The following is a 14,949-nucleotide window of genomic DNA, read 5'->3' on the forward strand; positions in this document are numbered from 1 at the left end:
GGCGCTGAGTACGGCAGCGAGGCGCCCCGACGCGTCCTGGCATGATGGGACCTTGAACCCGGTGAGCCAGGGGAACGACGACAGAGGAAGCTCAAGGAGCGGCCGCATGGCAGACCCGCAGGACCCAACCAACAGCGCACCCGACGGCGCCGGCACCCCGCCGGAGAAGACACCGCCCGCCAAGGCGGTGAAGAAGACCGCGAAAGCGCCCGCCAAGAAGGCACCTGCGAAGAAGGCGCCCGCCAAGAAAGCGCCGGCCAAGAAAGCACCCGCCAAGAAGGTGCCGGCCAAGAGCGCCGAACCGGCGCCCCCGAAGCCACCCGAACGCCCGGCCGAGCAGCCGCTCGACGTCGCCCAGCGGGCCGAAAGCAACGGCGACCTCACGGCCGCCGCCAAAGATGCTGCCGCGCAGGCGAAATCCACCGTGGAGGCCGCCAACAATCCCGTTGCTCCCGCGATCGCCGGTCCCGCGGCGGGTCAGTCCCCCGTGCCCCTGATCGTTGCCCTGGCCGTCAGCCTGCTGGCCATCCTGCTCATTCGCCAGCTGCGTCGCCGCTGAGCGGCGGGCGTCTAACGTGTCAGAAGTGACGGTGTCATTCCGGCCGACGGCCGACCTGGTAGACAGCATCGGTCCCGACGTACGCAGCTGCGACGTGCAATTCCGCCAGTTGGGCGGCCGGACCGAATTCGCCGGCCCGATCAGCACCGTGCGGTGTTTTCAGGACAACGCGCTGCTGAAGTCGATCCTCTCGGAGCCCGGCGGCGGCGGGGTTCTGGTCATCGACGGCGACGGCTCCCTGCACACCGCGCTGGTCGGCGACGTCATCGCCGAGTTGGCCCGTTCCAACGGCTGGGCCGGGCTAATCGTCAACGGCGCCGTGCGCGACTCGGCCACGCTGCGGGGCATGGACATCGGCATCAAGGCGTTGGGCACCAATCCCCGCAAGAGCACCAAGACCGGTGCCGGCGAGCGCGACGTCGAGGTCACCCTGGGCGGGGTGACGTTCACCCCGGGCGAGATCGCCTACAGCGACGACGACGGGATCGTCGTCGTCGCCGCAGACTGATGCGCTAAACCGCTACCGGGGCAGGCTTTTTCGCGAACTTCAAGCCTTCATCGTCGACCCTGCCGCGCCGGATCGTGCGCATGTCGAAGAAGTAGTTCTGCTTGAGCCGCCATGGCGCCCGTGACCCCGACTTGGGCAGCAGGTGCATCGACCGCCGGAAGTAGCCGGGACTGAAGTCCATGAACGGCAGCTCGTCGACATCGCTGCCCGGGCGCTGCGGCTCGACGAAGTCAAAGCCCTTGGCGTCCATGTAGTTCAGCAATCGGCAGACGAACTCCGAGACCAGGTCGGCCTTCAGCGTCCAGGACGCGTTCGTGTATCCGAAGGTGATCGCGAAGTTGGGCACACCGGAGAACATCAGCCCCTTGTAGGTCATCAACGAGGTCAGGTCGATGTCCTGGCCGTTGCGGGTCGGCTTCACCCCGCCCAGTAACTGCATGTTCAATCCCGTTGCGGTGACGATGATGTCGGCCGACAGCTCCTCACCCGAGGTGAGCTTGATGCCCGTCCTGGTGAACCGGTCGATGGTGTCGGTGACGACGTCGGCCTTGCCGTGCCGGATGGTCCGGAAGAAGTCGCCATCGGGGGCCAGGCACAGCCGCTCGTCCCACACGTTGTAGCGCGGACCGAAGTGCTTTTCGACGTCGTAGCCCTCCGGCAGGCGTCGCTTCGCCATCGTCATCAACGTCTTGCGCATATAGCCGGGGGCCTTGCGGGACAGCTGGTACTGGAAAGTGCTGAACGCGATGGCTTTCCAGCGATTGGCCATGTGCGCGAGGCGCTCGGGCAACAGCCGGTTGGCCTTCTCGGCGAACGGATCGACCCCGGGCAGCGACCCGATGTAGGTCGGCGAGCGCTGCAGCATGGTCACGTGGCCCGCGCCCGAGTTCACCAGGGCGGGAATCAGGGTGATCGCGGTGGCACCGGATCCGATCACGACGATCCGCTTGCCCGCGTAGTCGAGGTCCTCCGGCCAGTGCTGCGGGTGGACGATGGTACCGCCGAAGTCCTCGGAGCCCGGGAAGGTCGGCGAGAACCCCTCGTCGTAGTTGTAGTAGCCGGTGCAGGCGAACAGGAACGAGCACGTGATCTCGCTCTGCCGGCCGTCACTGTCGACGGTCACGGTCCAGCGGTTGTCGTTGTCGGACCAGTCGGCGGCCACCACCCGGTGGCGGTAGCGGATCTTCGGCTCGATCTGGTTCTCGATGGCGGTCTCCTTGATGTAGGCCTTGATCGAGGCCCCGTCGGCGATGGACTTCGCCGAGCGCCAGGGCTTGAACCGGAAGCCCAGGGTGAACATGTCCGAGTCCGACCGGATGCCCGGGTACTTGAACAGGTCCCAGGTTCCGCCGAGGTCGGCCCGGCGTTCGAGGATGGCGTAGCTCTTTGTCGGGCAGCGTTCCTGCAGGTGCCAGGCCGCGCTCACGCCGGAGATGCCGGCGCCGACGATCAGGACGTCGAGGTGCTCAGTCATGAAGCCAACGCTATCAACACCGTGTTGAGCTAGTCAACACTGTGTTGAAATACTCAACGGCGTGTAAAGTAGCGGCCGTGACTACCGTCGGTTCCGCCCGCACCCATCGGGGCAGGCGTTCAGCGCGCCCGTCCGGCGACGACCGCGAACTGGCCATTCTGTCCACCGCCGAACAACTGCTGCGGGAGCGCCCGCTCGCCGACATCTCCGTCGACGACCTGGCTAAGGGTGCCGGCCTGTCCCGGCCGACGTTCTACTTCTATTTCCCGTCCAAGGACGCCGTGCTGCTCACGCTGTTCGAACGGGTGATCATGGCGGCCGACTCCGCGCTGGAGACCATGGTCGCCAACCCGCCCGCCGACCTGAAAGCGTTGTGGCGCATCGGGATCAACGTGTTCGTCGAGACCTTCGGGGCGCATCGCGCGGTGTCGCTGGCCGCCGACGCGGCGCGCAGTAACAAGGACGTCGACGACCTGTGGTCGCGCTTCATGCAGAAGTGGGTCGACCACATCACCACCGTGATCGAAGCCGAGCGCGCCCGCGGCGCGGCACCGGTGACGCTGCCGGCCCGCAACCTGTCCGCGGCGCTGAACCTGCTCAACGAGAAGGTCATGCTCAGCTCGTTCGCCGACGCGCGGCCCTCGGTACCCAGCGAGCAGTTACTCGACACGCTGGTGCACATCTGGGTCAGCAGCGTGTACGGCGACGCCTGCTGAAACGCAGCTGTCGGCGCCCTATGCGAACATACGTTCGTGCGGTGCGATGCGTCCATCCTGCACGCGGACCTCGATTCCTTCTACGCGTCCGTCGAGCAGCGCGACGACCCGACCCTGCGGGGCCGCCCGGTGATCGTGGGCGGCGGGGTGGTGCTGGCCGCGAGCTACGAGGCCAAGGCCTACGGGGTGCGCACGGCCATGGGCGGGTCGCAGGCGCGGCGGCTGTGCCCGCACGCTGTGGTAGTGCCGCCGCGGATGAGCGCCTATTCGCGCGCCAGTGACGCGGTGTTCGAGGTGTTCGGTGACTGCTCCCCGATCGTCGAGCCGCTGTCGGTGGACGAGGCCTTCCTCGACGTCGGCGGGCTGCGTCGGGTCAGTGGCACGCCGGTCGCGATCGCCGAGCGGCTGCGCGCGGACGTGCGCGAGCGGGTCGGGCTGCCGATCACCGTTGGTGTGGCGCGCACGAAGTTCCTCGCCAAGGTCGCCAGCCAGGAGGCCAAGCCCGACGGGCTGTTGGTGGTGCCGCCCGATCAGGAGCTGGCCTTCCTGCGGCCGCTGCTGGTGCGCCGGCTCTGGGGCGTGGGCGCGGTGACGGCCGAGACGCTGCGCGCGCACGGCATCGTGACGGTCGCCGACGTCGCCGAGCTCAGCGAGTCCGCGCTGGGTTCCATGGTGGGCGCGGCGATGGGCCGCCAGTTGTACGCGTTGTCCCGCAATATCGACCGCCGCCGGGTGACCACCGGTATCCGTCGCCGGTCCGTCGGCGCGCAGCGGGCGCTGGGTCGCGCCGGCAACACCATGTCCACCACCGAGATCGACGCTGTCGTGGTCAGTCTGATCGACCGCATCACGGGCCGCATGCGCGCCGCCGGACGCACCGGCCGCACCGTGGTGCTGCGGCTGCGCTTCGACGACTTCGGCCGGGCGACCCGATCGCACACCCTGCCGTGGGCCACGTCATCGACGGCGCCCCTGCTGGCCGCCGCGCGCGGGCTGGTCGCAGGCGCGGCGCCGCTGATCGCCCAGCGCGGCCTGACGCTAATCGGCTTCGCCGTGTCGGGCATCGACCGCAGCGGCTCCCAGCAGCTGATGCTGCCGTTCGCCGACGACACCAATCGACTCGCCATCGACGCGGCGATCGACCGAGTGCGGGATCGGTACGGCAAGTCCGCCCTGACGCCCGCGGTTTTAGTCGGACGCGATCCGGGTATAGAAATGCCGCACCTACCCGACTGACGCGTTGTCGCTGTTTATGCTAATCATGGTCTGCCGCAACACTTTTCGATGATTTGAGGTTCATTTGAATCTGCGTTGCGACGCCGGTTGTGCGGCCGCCCGATTGTTAGGCTGGCCAAAACCCGACCTCGAAAGTGAGTAATTGAATCCGATGCCGCCGCAGCAATCCCGCGACACCGGCCTGCCCCACGAGGGTCTCGTGCTTGGTTACAGCGCGTTACTCGCCTTGTCCGCGGGCTTCGTCAACGCCGTAGCGCTGCTGATTTTGGCGGTGCCCGTCGGCAATCTGACCGGGATCTCCACCCAGCTGGGCATGAACACGGCCAACCCGTGGCTGTACGAAGGCCACGTGCTCGGCGCAATTTTTCTAGGCTTCCTGACGGGAGCGACCATCGCCGGGGCGATCCTCGCACCCACCGATGGTCTTGCCGGTCCACGCCACGCCGCCGTGCTCTTCCTCGAGGCCGGCTTGCTGGTGCTCGCCGCGGCCGGGGTCGAGGAGACCGTCGTCAGGGCACAAATCAACGCCCTCGGCATCGAGCAGACCGCGGTGCAGGCGCTGTTCGCCGCCGCGGCGCTCGGTTTGCAAAACGGGATGACATCGAGCTTTCGCGGAATGGCGATCCGCACCACGCACTTCACGGGAACTGTCACCGACCTCGGGCTGATCCTCGGTCGCAGCCGGCTACACGGAATCAAGAACTGGAAAACGGCGATATTGGCGACGACTCTCGTGTTATTCGTCGGCGGCGGCGTGGCCGGGATCGTGTTCGGGGCTCGGCTGGGGGGTTACGCATTGCTGATCCCGGCCGCGACCTGCGCGACCGTCGGTACCGCCAACCTGCTGCAGGGCGCCGGCCGCAGCGGCGACGCACCGGTTCCCCAGGACGCCGAACCGGTGCAGGTCTGAGCGGCGTCTCAATTGGCGGCGGTCCACTCCCGCAGCCGCTCGGCGGGCCATGTGTTGATGATCCGGTCGACGGGCACTCCCGCGTCCAGCGCGCGTTGGGCGCCGTAACCGAGGAAATCCAGCTGACCGGGCGCGTGCGCGTCGGTGTCGATGGTGAACACACAGCCGATCTCCAGCGCCAGGTTCAGCAGCCGCGACGGCGGATCGCGCCGCTCGGGGCGGGAGTTGATCTCGACCGCGGTGCCATGGTCGCGGCATGCGGTGAACACCGCCTCGGCGTCGAACTTGGACTCCGGCCGGATGCCGCGATTCCCGGACACCAACCGGCCGGTGCAGTGCCCCAACACGTCGGCGTGCGGGTCGGCGACCGCCCGCAGCATCCGCCGGGTCATCGCTGGCGCATCCATCGACAACTTGGAGTGCACGCTGGCCACCACCACGTCGAGGCGCTCGAGCAGCTCGGGTTCCTGGTCGAGGCTGCCGTCGTCGAGGATGTCGACCTCGATCCCGGTGAGGATGCGCATCGGCGCGAACTTCTCCCGCAGGCCGTCGATCACGTCGAGTTGCTTGCGCAACCGCTCGGGTGAGAGCCCGTTGGCGATGGTCAGTCGCGGCGAATGGTCGGTCAGCGCGCAGTACTCGTGGCCCAGCGCCGCCGCGCTGGCCATCATCTCGTCGATGGGCGCCGAGCCGTCCGACCAGTTGGAATGCAGATGCAGATCCCCGCGCAGCGCGGAACGGATGTCGCCGCCACCGAGATCCTCGGCACTGGAACGTAATTCGACGAGTAGATCGGGTTCGCGGCCGGACCACGCCTGGTCGATGACCTTGGCGGTCTTGGGACCGATCCCCGGCAAGGACTGCCAGCTGTTGGCCTGGCCGTGCCGCTCCCGGGTCGCGTCGTCGAGGCCCTCGATGACGTCAGCCGCATTGCGGTAAGCCATCACGCGCCGGGGGTCGTGGCGGCTGCGGTCCTTGAAATAAGCGATCTGCCGTAACGCCGCTACCGGATCCATGACTCCAGTGTGCCCGCGCGGTGATTGCAAGCGCGGCGAAGCCGGGCGCCGCAGGTCACCGCAAGACCCCTCCGGTTACAACAGCTGCCCGGCGACGAACCCGGCGAACAGCACGCCGAATCCGCCGATCTCCCCGGCGATCAGCGCCGCCATCGCCAGCACGAGACGCCCGTCGGCGTTTTCGAACTGGTTGACGGTGTCGCGGCGCGCGCCGTGGCTGATGTAGGCGGCGATGGCGGCCACGAAGAAGAAGACGACCACCCCCGCCGCCGTCAGGTTCACCCAGACCGGCCAGGCGCTCAGTTGCACGAACACTGCGAGCAGCAGCGTCGCGAACGAATACAGCAGCGCCGCCCGGTGCGCGATGTCGACGTAGGGATGCGCGAGGTGATTGTCCGACGTCATCATCTCGCGGTATTTCCACACGCCCAGCACCAGCGCGAGCAGGAAGATCAGGCCCGCCGCCAGCAGGGTGATCTTGGTGTCCATTCCGAGGGACCCGCAGACAGCAGTCATCGTGAGCTTGAGTTTAGTTGCCCTTCATAAACACCGACTAACGTCGACGGCATGCGATTCGCGTTCAAGACTTCCCCGCAGAACACCACCTGGGCACAGATGCTCGCCGTCTGGGCGGCGGCCGACGACATCGAGGTCTACGAGTCCGGGTGGACGTTCGACCACTTCTACCCGATCTTCTCCGACAGCAGCGGGCCCTGCCTGGAGGGGTGGACGACACTGACCGCGCTCGCCCAGGCCACCAAGCGGCTGCGGGTGGGCACCTTGGTCACCGGGATCCACTACCGACACCCCGCGGTCCTGGCCAACATGGCCGCCGCCCTCGACATCATTTCGAACGGACGGCTGGAGCTGGGCATCGGCGCCGGCTGGAACGAGGAGGAGTCCGGCGCCTACGGCATCGAACTGGGCAGCATCAAGGAACGCTTCGACCGCTTCGAGGAGGCGTGCGAGGTGCTGACCAGCCTGCTCAGCCAGGAGACCACCGACTTCGACGGCAAGTTCTACCAGCTCAAGGGCGCCCGCAACGAGCCCAAGGGCCCGCAGCGCCCGCACCCACCGATCTGCATCGGCGGCAGTGGGGAGAAGCGCACGCTACGCATCACCGCGCGCTACGCCCAGCACTGGAATTTCGTGGGCGGCCCGCCCGACGTCTTCGCCCACAAGCGCGACGTGCTGGCATCGCACTGCGCGGACATCGGCCGCGATCCCAAGGAGATCACGCTCTCGGCCCACCTGCGCCTGGAGCCGGATCTGAATTACGGGAAGGTCATCGAGGACGCCGCCGGGCTGGCCGCTGAGGGCTTGGATCTGGGTATCGTCTACCTGCCGCCGCCGCACGACCCGGCCGTGCTCGAACCGCTCGCCGAGGCGATCCGCGACTCGGGCCTATGGGAGCGGTGACGGCACCTTTGGGGCGGCCCGGCGGAAATCCCGCCGGGCGTCCGTTGAGCAAACCCGCGGCGCGCCGCTGAGCGCGCCGAACGGGCGGTCACGCACCGAACAGCAACAAGTCCTGGGGGGTCACCAAGCGTTCGTGCTTGGCGGGGAACTCCCGACTTTTGACCGGGTGACGCAACCATGACCAGGCGATTCGCCCCATCCGTGACTGAGGTAATGGGTGGATATGCACAAGAATCTCTCCTGCGATCGGTCGTTCAACCGGGAAACCGGTGTGACCCCCATGTGAGCGGGCTCACAACGGGTTATTAGACACCCGGGGGCTGGCAAACAGTGGGAGACGCGCCGGACGAAGTCCGGCCTGTTTCTGGTGTGACTGGTGTTACTACTGAAGCGGTGCCGCGGTGGGCTTGACCGGCGCCGGCAGCGCCGTCGACCCCATCAGGAATCGGTCCGTCGCGGCCGCGGCCGCTCGCCCCTCAGCAATCGCCCAGACGATCAGTGACTGGCCACGACCCATGTCACCGGCGACGAAGACGCCCGGAACCGATGTGTCGAAATCGGCGCCGCGGGCGACGTTGCCCCGCTCGGTGAGCTTGACCTCGAGGTCGGTGAGCAGGCCCTCCTTCTCGGGGCCGACGAAGCCCATCGCCAGCAACACCAGGTCGACCTCGAGTTCGAACTCCGAACCCTCCACCTTGACGAACTTGCCGTCCTCCATGGTCACCTCGTGCGCCTTGAGCGCCGTCACGTGACCGTCCTTGCCGACGAACTCCTCGGTGTTGACCGAGAACACCCGCTCGCCGCCCTCCTCGTGCGCCGAGGACACCCGGTACATCAGCGGGTAGGTCGGCCACGGGGTGGACGGGGCGCGCGTCTCCGGCGGCCGCGGCATGATCTCGAACTGGTGGATGACGGTCGCGCCCTGCCGGTGGGCGGTGCCCAGACAGTCGGCGCCGGTGTCCCCGCCGCCGATGATGACGACCTTCTTGTCCTTGGCGGTGATCGGCGGCTGCCCGTCGGGACCCAGCACGTCGTCGCCCTCCTGCACGCGGTTTCCCCACGGCAGATACTCCATCGCCTGGTGGATGCCGTCCAGTTCGCGGCCGGGGATGGGCAGATCGCGCCCTGCGGTGGCGCCGCCGGCCAGCACCACGGCGTCGAAGTCGGCGCGCAGTTGCTCGGCGGTGATGTCCACGCCGACGTTGACACCGGCGCGGAAGTCTGTTCCCTCGGCCCGCATTTGGTCCAGCCGGCGGTTCAAGACACGCTTTTCCATCTTGAATTCCGGGATGCCGTAGCGCAGCAGGCCACCGATGCGGTCGGCCCGCTCGAAGACGGTGACGGTGTGGCCGGCGCGGGTCAATTGCTGGGCGGCGGCCAGACCGGCCGGCCCGGAACCAACCACGGCGACCTTCTTTCCGGTCTTCTTCTCCGGCGGCAACGGTCGCACCCAGCCCTCGTCGAAGGCCTTGTCGATGATCTCCAGCTCGATCTGCTTGATCGTCACCGGGTCCTGGTTGATGCCCAGCACGCAGGCCGGCTCGCAGGGGGCCGGGCACAGCCGCCCGGTGAAGTCCGGGAAGTTGTTGGTGGCGTGCAGCCGCTCTATGGCGTCGCGCCACCGGTCCCGGCGCACCAGGTCATTCCACTCCGGGATCAGGTTACCCAGCGGGCAACCGTTGTGGCAGAACGGAATACCGCAATCCATGCAACGGGTCGCCTGCTCGCGCAGGGTCTCGTTGTCGAACTCCTCGTAGACCTCGCGCCAGTCGCGCAACCGCAGCGGGACAGGCCGACGCTTCGGTAGTTCCCGATGCGTGTATTTCAGGAAACCGCTCGGGTCAGCCATGCGCGGCCGCCATGATCGCCTTGTCCACATCCACGCCGTCGCGTTCCGCTTCGGCGATCGCCTGCAGCACCCGTTTGTAGTCCCGCGGCATCACCTTGGTGAAGTGCCGCCGGTGTTGCGCCCAGTCACCCAGAATGCGCTGACCGACAGCGGAATCGGTGGCATCAACGTGTGCCTGAATCATGCCGTGCAACCACTCGTAGTCATCGTCATCCAAGCTCTCGAGCTCGACCATCTCCGCGTTGAGATTGCCTGGAAATTCGCCCTGCGGGTCGTAGATGTAGGCCACGCCGCCGGACATGCCCGCCGCGAAGTTGCGGCCGGTGCGACCGAGGACGACAACCTTGCCGCCGGTCATGTATTCGCAACCGTGGTCGCCGACGCCCTCGACGACGGCGTGCGCACCGGAGTTACGTACGGCGAACCGCTCGCCGACGACGCCGCGCAGGTACGCCTCGCCGCTGGTCGCGCCGAACAGGATCACGTTGCCGCCGATGATGTTGTCCTCGGCCACGTAGTCCGCCGGCGCGTCGTCCGACGGCCGCACCACGATCCGGCCACCGGACAGGCCCTTGCCGACGTAGTCGTTTGCGTCGCCGTAGACGCGCAGCGTGATGCCCCGCGGCACGAACGCACCGAAGCTGTTGCCCGCCGAGCCGTCGAAGGTGATGTCGATGGTCCCGTCCGGCAACCCTTGGCCGCCATAAGCTTTGGTGACCTCGTGGCCGAGCATGGTGCCCACCGTGCGGTTGACGTTGCTGATGGTCGTGGAGAACCGCACCGGCTTCCCGGAGTCCAGCGCCTCGCGGCTCATCACGATCAACTGCTGATCGAGCGCCTTGTCCAGACCGTGGTCCTGGCGCGAGCTGCAGTACAGGTCCTGATTCATGAACGCCGATTCCGGCTCGTGCAGAACCGGGGCCAGATCCAGCCGGTGCGCTTTCCAGTGGGCCCGGGCCAGCGTCATGTCCAGGGACTTCACCTGGCCGACGGCCTCGTTGATCGTGCGGAATCCCAACTGCGCCATGTACTCGCGCACCTCTTCGGCGATGAACATGAAGAAGTTCTCCACGAATTCGGGCTTGCCGGTGAAGCGTTCGCGCAGCACCGGGTTCTGGGTGGCCACCCCGACGGGGCAGGTGTCCAGGTGGCAGACCCGCATCATGATGCAGCCCGACACCACCAGCGGCGCGGTGGCGAAGCCGAATTCCTCGGCGCCGAGCAGCGCGGCGATCATCACGTCGCGGCCCGTCTTGAGCTGGCCGTCGACCTGGACCACGATCCGGTCGCGTAACCCGTTGAGCAGCAACGTCTGCTGGGTCTCGGCCAGCCCCAGCTCCCACGGCGCCCCGGCGTGCTTCATCGAGGTCAGCGGGGTGGCACCGGTGCCGCCGTCGTGCCCGGAGATCAGCACCACGTCGGCGTGCGCCTTGGACACCCCCGCGGCCACCGTGCCGACGCCGTTCTCGGAGACCAGCTTGACGTGCACGCGCGCGGCCGGGTTGGCGTTCTTGAGGTCGTGGATCAGCTGCGCCAGGTCCTCGATGGAGTAGATGTCGTGGTGCGGCGGCGGCGAGATCAGTCCCACGCCGGGCGTGGAGTGCCGCACCTCGGCAACCCACGGGTACACCTTGTGCCCCGGAAGTTGGCCACCCTCACCAGGTTTCGCGCCCTGGGCCATCTTGATCTGGATGTCGGTGCAGTTGGTCAGGTAATGCGACGTGACGCCGAACCGCCCGGAGGCGACCTGCTTGATCGAACTGCGCCGCCAGTCGCCGTTGGGATCGCGGTCGAAGCGCTTGACGTCCTCGCCGCCTTCACCGCTGTTGGACCGACCGCCCAGCCGGTTCATCGCAATGGCCAGCGTCTCGTGCGCCTCGGCGGAGATCGAGCCGTAGCTCATCGCCCCGGTCGAGAAGCGCTTGACGATTTCACTGGCGGGCTCGACTTCGTCCAGGGGAATCGGGGGATTGATGCCGGCCCGGAACTTCAGCAGGCCGCGCAGCGAGGCCATGCGCTCGCTCTGGTCGTCGACCAGGCGCGTGTAGTCCTTGAACACCTTGTACTGGCCGGTGCGGGTGGCGTGCTGCAGCTTGAAGACGGTCTCCGGGTTGAACAGGTGGTACTCGCCCTCGCGGCGCCACTGGTACTCCCCGCCCACCTCGAGCTCGCGGTGGGCCCGCTCGTCCGGGCGGTCCAGGTAGGCCAGCGCGTGCCGGGTGGCGACGTCCGCGGCGATGTCGTCCAGGGTGATACCGCCGATGGGACAGCTCAAGCCGGTGAAGTACTCGCTGAGCACGTCCTCGGAGATGCCGACCGCCTGGAACAGCTGGGCACCGGTGTAGGACGCCACGGTCGAAATGCCCATCTTGGACATCACTTTGAGCACGCCCTTGCCGGCGGCCTTGATGTAGTTGCTCAGCGCCGCCTTGCGGTCGATGCCCTCGATGACGCCGCGATCGAGCATGTCCTCGATGGACTCGAACGCCATGTACGGGTTGATCGCCGCGGCGCCGAAACTGATCAGCGCGGCCATGTGGTGCACCTCGCGGGCGTCGCCGGTTTCCACCACCAGCCCCACGTGGGTCCGGGTGCGGTCGCGCACCAGGTGGTGGTGCACCCCCGCCACCGCGAGCAACGACGGGATGGGCGCCATCCGTTCGTCGGATTCGCGGTCGGACAGGATGATCACGCGCGCTCCGTCGGCGATCGCCGCCGACGCCTGCGCGCGCACCTCCTCGAGCGCGGCGGCCAGCCCGGCGCCGCCCTCGGCGACCGGGTAGAGGCAGCGAATCACCTTGGAACGCATGCCATGTGGCCGACCGTTGACCTCGTCGTCGGGGTCGAGGTTGATCAGCTTCGCCAGCTCGCGGTTACGCAGAATCGGCTGCGGCAGCGCGATCTGGTGACACGAGCGCTCGGTCGGCGTGAGCAGGTCGCGCTCGCCGCCGGTGGTGCCCTGCAGGCTGGTCACCACCTCCTCGCGAATGGCGTCCAGCGGCGGGTTGGTCACCTGCGCGAACAACTGCTGGAAGTAGTCGTAGAGCATCCGGGGTCGCTGCGAGAGCACCGCGACCGGGGTGTCGGTACCCATCGACCCGATCGGCTCCGCGCCGCTGCGCACCATGGGCCCCACCAACAGGTTGAGTTCCTCGTAGGTGTAGCCGAATATCTGCTGCCGCTTGACCAGTCGGTCGTGGGGCATCCGCTTGTAGTTGCCCTGCGGCAGGTCGTCGAGCGGGACCAGGTTCTTGTCCAGCCACTCCTGGTAGGGGTGCTCGGCGGCCAATTCGGCCTTGATCTCCTCGTCGGAGACGATGCGGCCCTGTGCGGTGTCCACCAGGAACATGCGGCCGGGCTGCAACCGCATCCGGCGGACCACCTTGGCGGGGTCCAGATCCAGCACACCGGCCTCGGAAGCCATCACCACCAAGCCGTCTTCGGTGACCCAAATCCGCGAGGGGCGCAAGCCGTTACGGTCGAGCACCGCGCCGATGATGGTTCCGTCGGTGAACGTGATCGACGCCGGGCCGTCCCACGGCTCCATCAACGAGGCGTGGTACTGGTAGAACGCCCGCCGCGCAGGATCCATCGACTCGTTGCGTTCCCACGCCTCCGGGATCATCATCAACACCGCATGAGCGAGGCTGCGCCCGCCCAGGTGCAGCAGTTCGAGCACCTCATCGAAACGCGCGGTGTCGGACGCCCCCGGGGTACAGATGGGGAACAGCTTCTCAACGTCGGCTTCGGTTCCGAAGACGTCGGTCTTGATCAGCGCTTCGCGGGCCCGCATCCAGTTCTCGTTACCGGTGACGGTGTTGATCTCACCGTTGTGCGCGACGCGGCGGAACGGATGCGCCAGCGGCCACGACGGGAACGTGTTGGTGGAGAACCGGGAGTGCACGATGCCCAGCGCGCTGGTCAGCCGATCGTCTTGCAGGTCAAGGTAAAACGCCTTGAGCTGCGGGGTGGTCAGCATGCCCTTGTAGACGAACGTCTGACCGGAAAGGCTTGGGAAGTAGACGGTTTCGCGGCCGGGCCCGTCCTGACCGGGGCCCTTGGTGCCCAATTCGTGCTCGGCGCGCTTGCGCACCACGTAGGCGCGGCGTTCCAGCGTCATGCCGGATGCGCCGGCCATGAACACCTGCCGGAACGTGGGCATCGCGTCGCGGGACAAGGCGCCCAGCGACGAGTCGTCGATAGGCACGTTGCGCCAGCCCAGCACCGTCAGGCCCTCGGCCTCGGCGATCTTCTCCACGGCGGCACACGCGGTCGCGGCGTCCTTCGACGACTGCGGCAGGAACGCGATGCCGGTGGCGTAGCTGCCGGGCGGCGGCAATTCGAAGTCCACGACCTCACGCAGGAAGGCGTCCGGGACCTGCAGCATGATGCCGGCGCCGTCGCCACTGCGCGGCTCGGCGCCCTGGGCACCCCGGTGTTCGAGGTTCAGCAGCGCAGTGATTGCCTTGTCCACAATGTCGCGGCTACGGCGGCCGTGCATATCGACGACCATGGCAACCCCGCACGCGTCGTGCTCGAACGCGGGGTTGTATAACCCGACGCGCTTGGGCGTCATATGCACCTGACCCTTCACCTGAACGTTCTGCGCGGCCGTTAGCAGCGGCCCCGACGAGGTCGCACCCTTAGGCTGCGGGCTATGACCCCTTCGGTCTTGTCTCGATGGGCTGTGCCCCAGGCGGAGATACTCCTGTTAGGGACGTCCGTGCAGCTCTGAACGGTGGCCTGGAACCGGTCTCGACAAGTCGTAAAACGATATGACAATACCCGCCTGACATGCCAACTTCGTCAAGTCTAGCCGCCAGCTGGCAGCGTCGTAAATTTCGCTGCCGACGGTGAACCGCGATTCTGCCCACCGCCGGGCCGGGGGGCCGAATTGTCTGCATAGCTGGGCCTATTCCGGGTAGCCCGGTGCGCCGGCAGGCCGCCGTGTCAAGTTTGCTGGCGAGCGCGTATAGGTCCCTCGGAGAGGCCACCGTCAGAGGTACTGGCGTGCTCAGCGGCCGCCCCCGTGGTGTCGTGGGGTTTCGCCAGCTCACGCGGCGAGTTTGCAGGTTCGCGCATCCGGTGCCGCAGGAGATACTGGACGGGTATTAGTCAGACCCGGTGTCGCAGGTCGGACCGTGGCGCTTATCACGTCACGCCCGCGCCGCCGCCGGGCCACCGGCACGACTGATCGACCGCCTGGCACCCGAGGAGCCCATGAACGAGCGCGACGAATTCCTGCGGGACCGTCTGCAGCCC

The 14,949-nt window shown here is 67.3% G+C and carries 11 protein-coding genes; 6 read left to right on the forward strand and 5 right to left on the reverse strand.

What is annotated here, in order from left to right; all coding sequences use genetic code 11:
• Positions 1–106 precede the first annotated feature (106 nt).
• Together DQP58_RS27430 and rraA are read left to right on the forward strand one after the other, a co-directional pair.
• Positions 107–559, forward strand: a complete 453-nt coding sequence (locus DQP58_RS27430; protein ID WP_112710360.1) for an Rv3852 family protein — start codon at positions 107–109, stop codon at positions 557–559.
• A gap of 25 nt (positions 560–584) precedes the next feature.
• Positions 585–1,067 (forward strand): ribonuclease E activity regulator RraA, encoded by a 483-nt coding sequence (rraA, locus tag DQP58_RS22325; protein WP_112710361.1) that lies wholly within the window; start codon positions 585–587, stop codon positions 1,065–1,067.
• 4 nt (positions 1,068–1,071) lie between these two features.
• On the opposite strand, the gene DQP58_RS22330 is transcribed toward rraA, so the two are convergent.
• Positions 1,072–2,541 (reverse strand): flavin-containing monooxygenase, encoded by a 1,470-nt coding sequence (locus DQP58_RS22330; protein WP_112710362.1) that lies wholly within the window; start codon positions 2,539–2,541, stop codon positions 1,072–1,074.
• Between the two features lie 77 nt (positions 2,542–2,618).
• Here DQP58_RS22330 and DQP58_RS22335 point away from each other — a divergent pair, with 77 nt between their 5' ends.
• From DQP58_RS22335 to DQP58_RS22345, 3 genes are all read left to right on the forward strand, one after another.
• On the forward strand, positions 2,619–3,257 hold the full coding sequence (locus tag DQP58_RS22335; protein ID WP_112710363.1) for a TetR/AcrR family transcriptional regulator: 639 nt from the start codon (positions 2,619–2,621) through the stop codon (positions 3,255–3,257).
• A 36-nt stretch (positions 3,258–3,293) separates the two neighbouring features.
• A complete protein-coding gene (gene dinB, locus DQP58_RS22340; protein WP_112710364.1) occupies positions 3,294–4,493 on the forward strand; it encodes a DNA polymerase IV in 1,200 nt (399 codons plus the stop codon).
• 151 nt (positions 4,494–4,644) lie between these two features.
• Positions 4,645–5,403, forward strand: a complete 759-nt coding sequence (locus DQP58_RS22345) for a YoaK family protein (protein WP_112710365.1) — start codon at positions 4,645–4,647, stop codon at positions 5,401–5,403.
• Between the two features lie 8 nt (positions 5,404–5,411).
• On the opposite strand, the gene DQP58_RS22350 is transcribed toward DQP58_RS22345, so the two are convergent.
• Together DQP58_RS22350 and DQP58_RS22355 are read right to left on the reverse strand one after the other, a co-directional pair.
• Positions 5,412–6,419 (reverse strand): PHP domain-containing protein, encoded by a 1,008-nt coding sequence (locus tag DQP58_RS22350; protein WP_112710366.1) that lies wholly within the window; start codon positions 6,417–6,419, stop codon positions 5,412–5,414.
• A 75-nt stretch (positions 6,420–6,494) separates the two neighbouring features.
• On the reverse strand, positions 6,495–6,935 hold the full coding sequence (locus DQP58_RS22355; RefSeq protein ID WP_112710367.1) for a hypothetical protein: 441 nt from the start codon (positions 6,933–6,935) through the stop codon (positions 6,495–6,497).
• 51 nt (positions 6,936–6,986) lie between these two features.
• Here DQP58_RS22355 and DQP58_RS22360 point away from each other — a divergent pair, with 51 nt between their 5' ends.
• Positions 6,987–7,838 (forward strand): LLM class F420-dependent oxidoreductase, encoded by an 852-nt coding sequence (locus DQP58_RS22360; protein WP_112710368.1) that lies wholly within the window; start codon positions 6,987–6,989, stop codon positions 7,836–7,838.
• 382 nt (positions 7,839–8,220) lie between these two features.
• On the opposite strand, the gene DQP58_RS22365 is transcribed toward DQP58_RS22360, so the two are convergent.
• Positions 8,221–9,687, reverse strand: a complete 1,467-nt coding sequence (locus tag DQP58_RS22365) for a glutamate synthase subunit beta (RefSeq protein ID WP_112710369.1) — start codon at positions 9,685–9,687, stop codon at positions 8,221–8,223.
• Entirely contained in the window at positions 9,680–14,263 is a 4,584-nt protein-coding gene (gene gltB, locus DQP58_RS22370) for a glutamate synthase large subunit (RefSeq protein ID WP_112710370.1), read from the reverse strand. Before gltB ends, DQP58_RS22365 begins: the two co-directional genes overlap by 8 nt.
• Between the last annotated feature and the right edge of the window lie 686 nt (positions 14,264–14,949).

Source organism: Mycobacterium colombiense (assembly GCF_003284975.1).
In the GTDB taxonomy this organism is placed as follows: Bacteria; Actinomycetota; Actinomycetes; order Mycobacteriales; family Mycobacteriaceae; genus Mycobacterium; species Mycobacterium europaeum_A.

Bases quoted from the DNA above. Each gene is read 5' to 3' on its own strand.
- DQP58_RS27430 (WP_112710360.1), top strand. From the start codon at position 107: ATGGCAGACCCGCAGGACCCAACCAACAGCGCACCCGACGGCGCCGGC.
- DQP58_RS22330 (WP_112710362.1), bottom strand. From the start codon at position 2,541: ATGACTGAGCACCTCGACGTCCTGATCGTCGGCGCCGGCATCTCCGGC.
- DQP58_RS22345 (WP_112710365.1), top strand. From the start codon at position 4,645: ATGCCGCCGCAGCAATCCCGCGACACCGGCCTGCCCCACGAGGGTCTC.
- DQP58_RS22350 (WP_112710366.1), bottom strand. From the start codon at position 6,419: ATGGATCCGGTAGCGGCGTTACGGCAGATCGCTTATTTCAAGGACCGC.
- DQP58_RS22355 (WP_112710367.1), bottom strand. From the start codon at position 6,935: ATGACTGCTGTCTGCGGGTCCCTCGGAATGGACACCAAGATCACCCTG.
- DQP58_RS22360 (WP_112710368.1), top strand. From the start codon at position 6,987: ATGCGATTCGCGTTCAAGACTTCCCCGCAGAACACCACCTGGGCACAG.
- DQP58_RS22365 (WP_112710369.1), bottom strand. From the start codon at position 9,687: ATGGCTGACCCGAGCGGTTTCCTGAAATACACGCATCGGGAACTACCG.
- gltB (WP_112710370.1), bottom strand. From the start codon at position 14,263: ATGACGCCCAAGCGCGTCGGGTTATACAACCCCGCGTTCGAGCACGAC.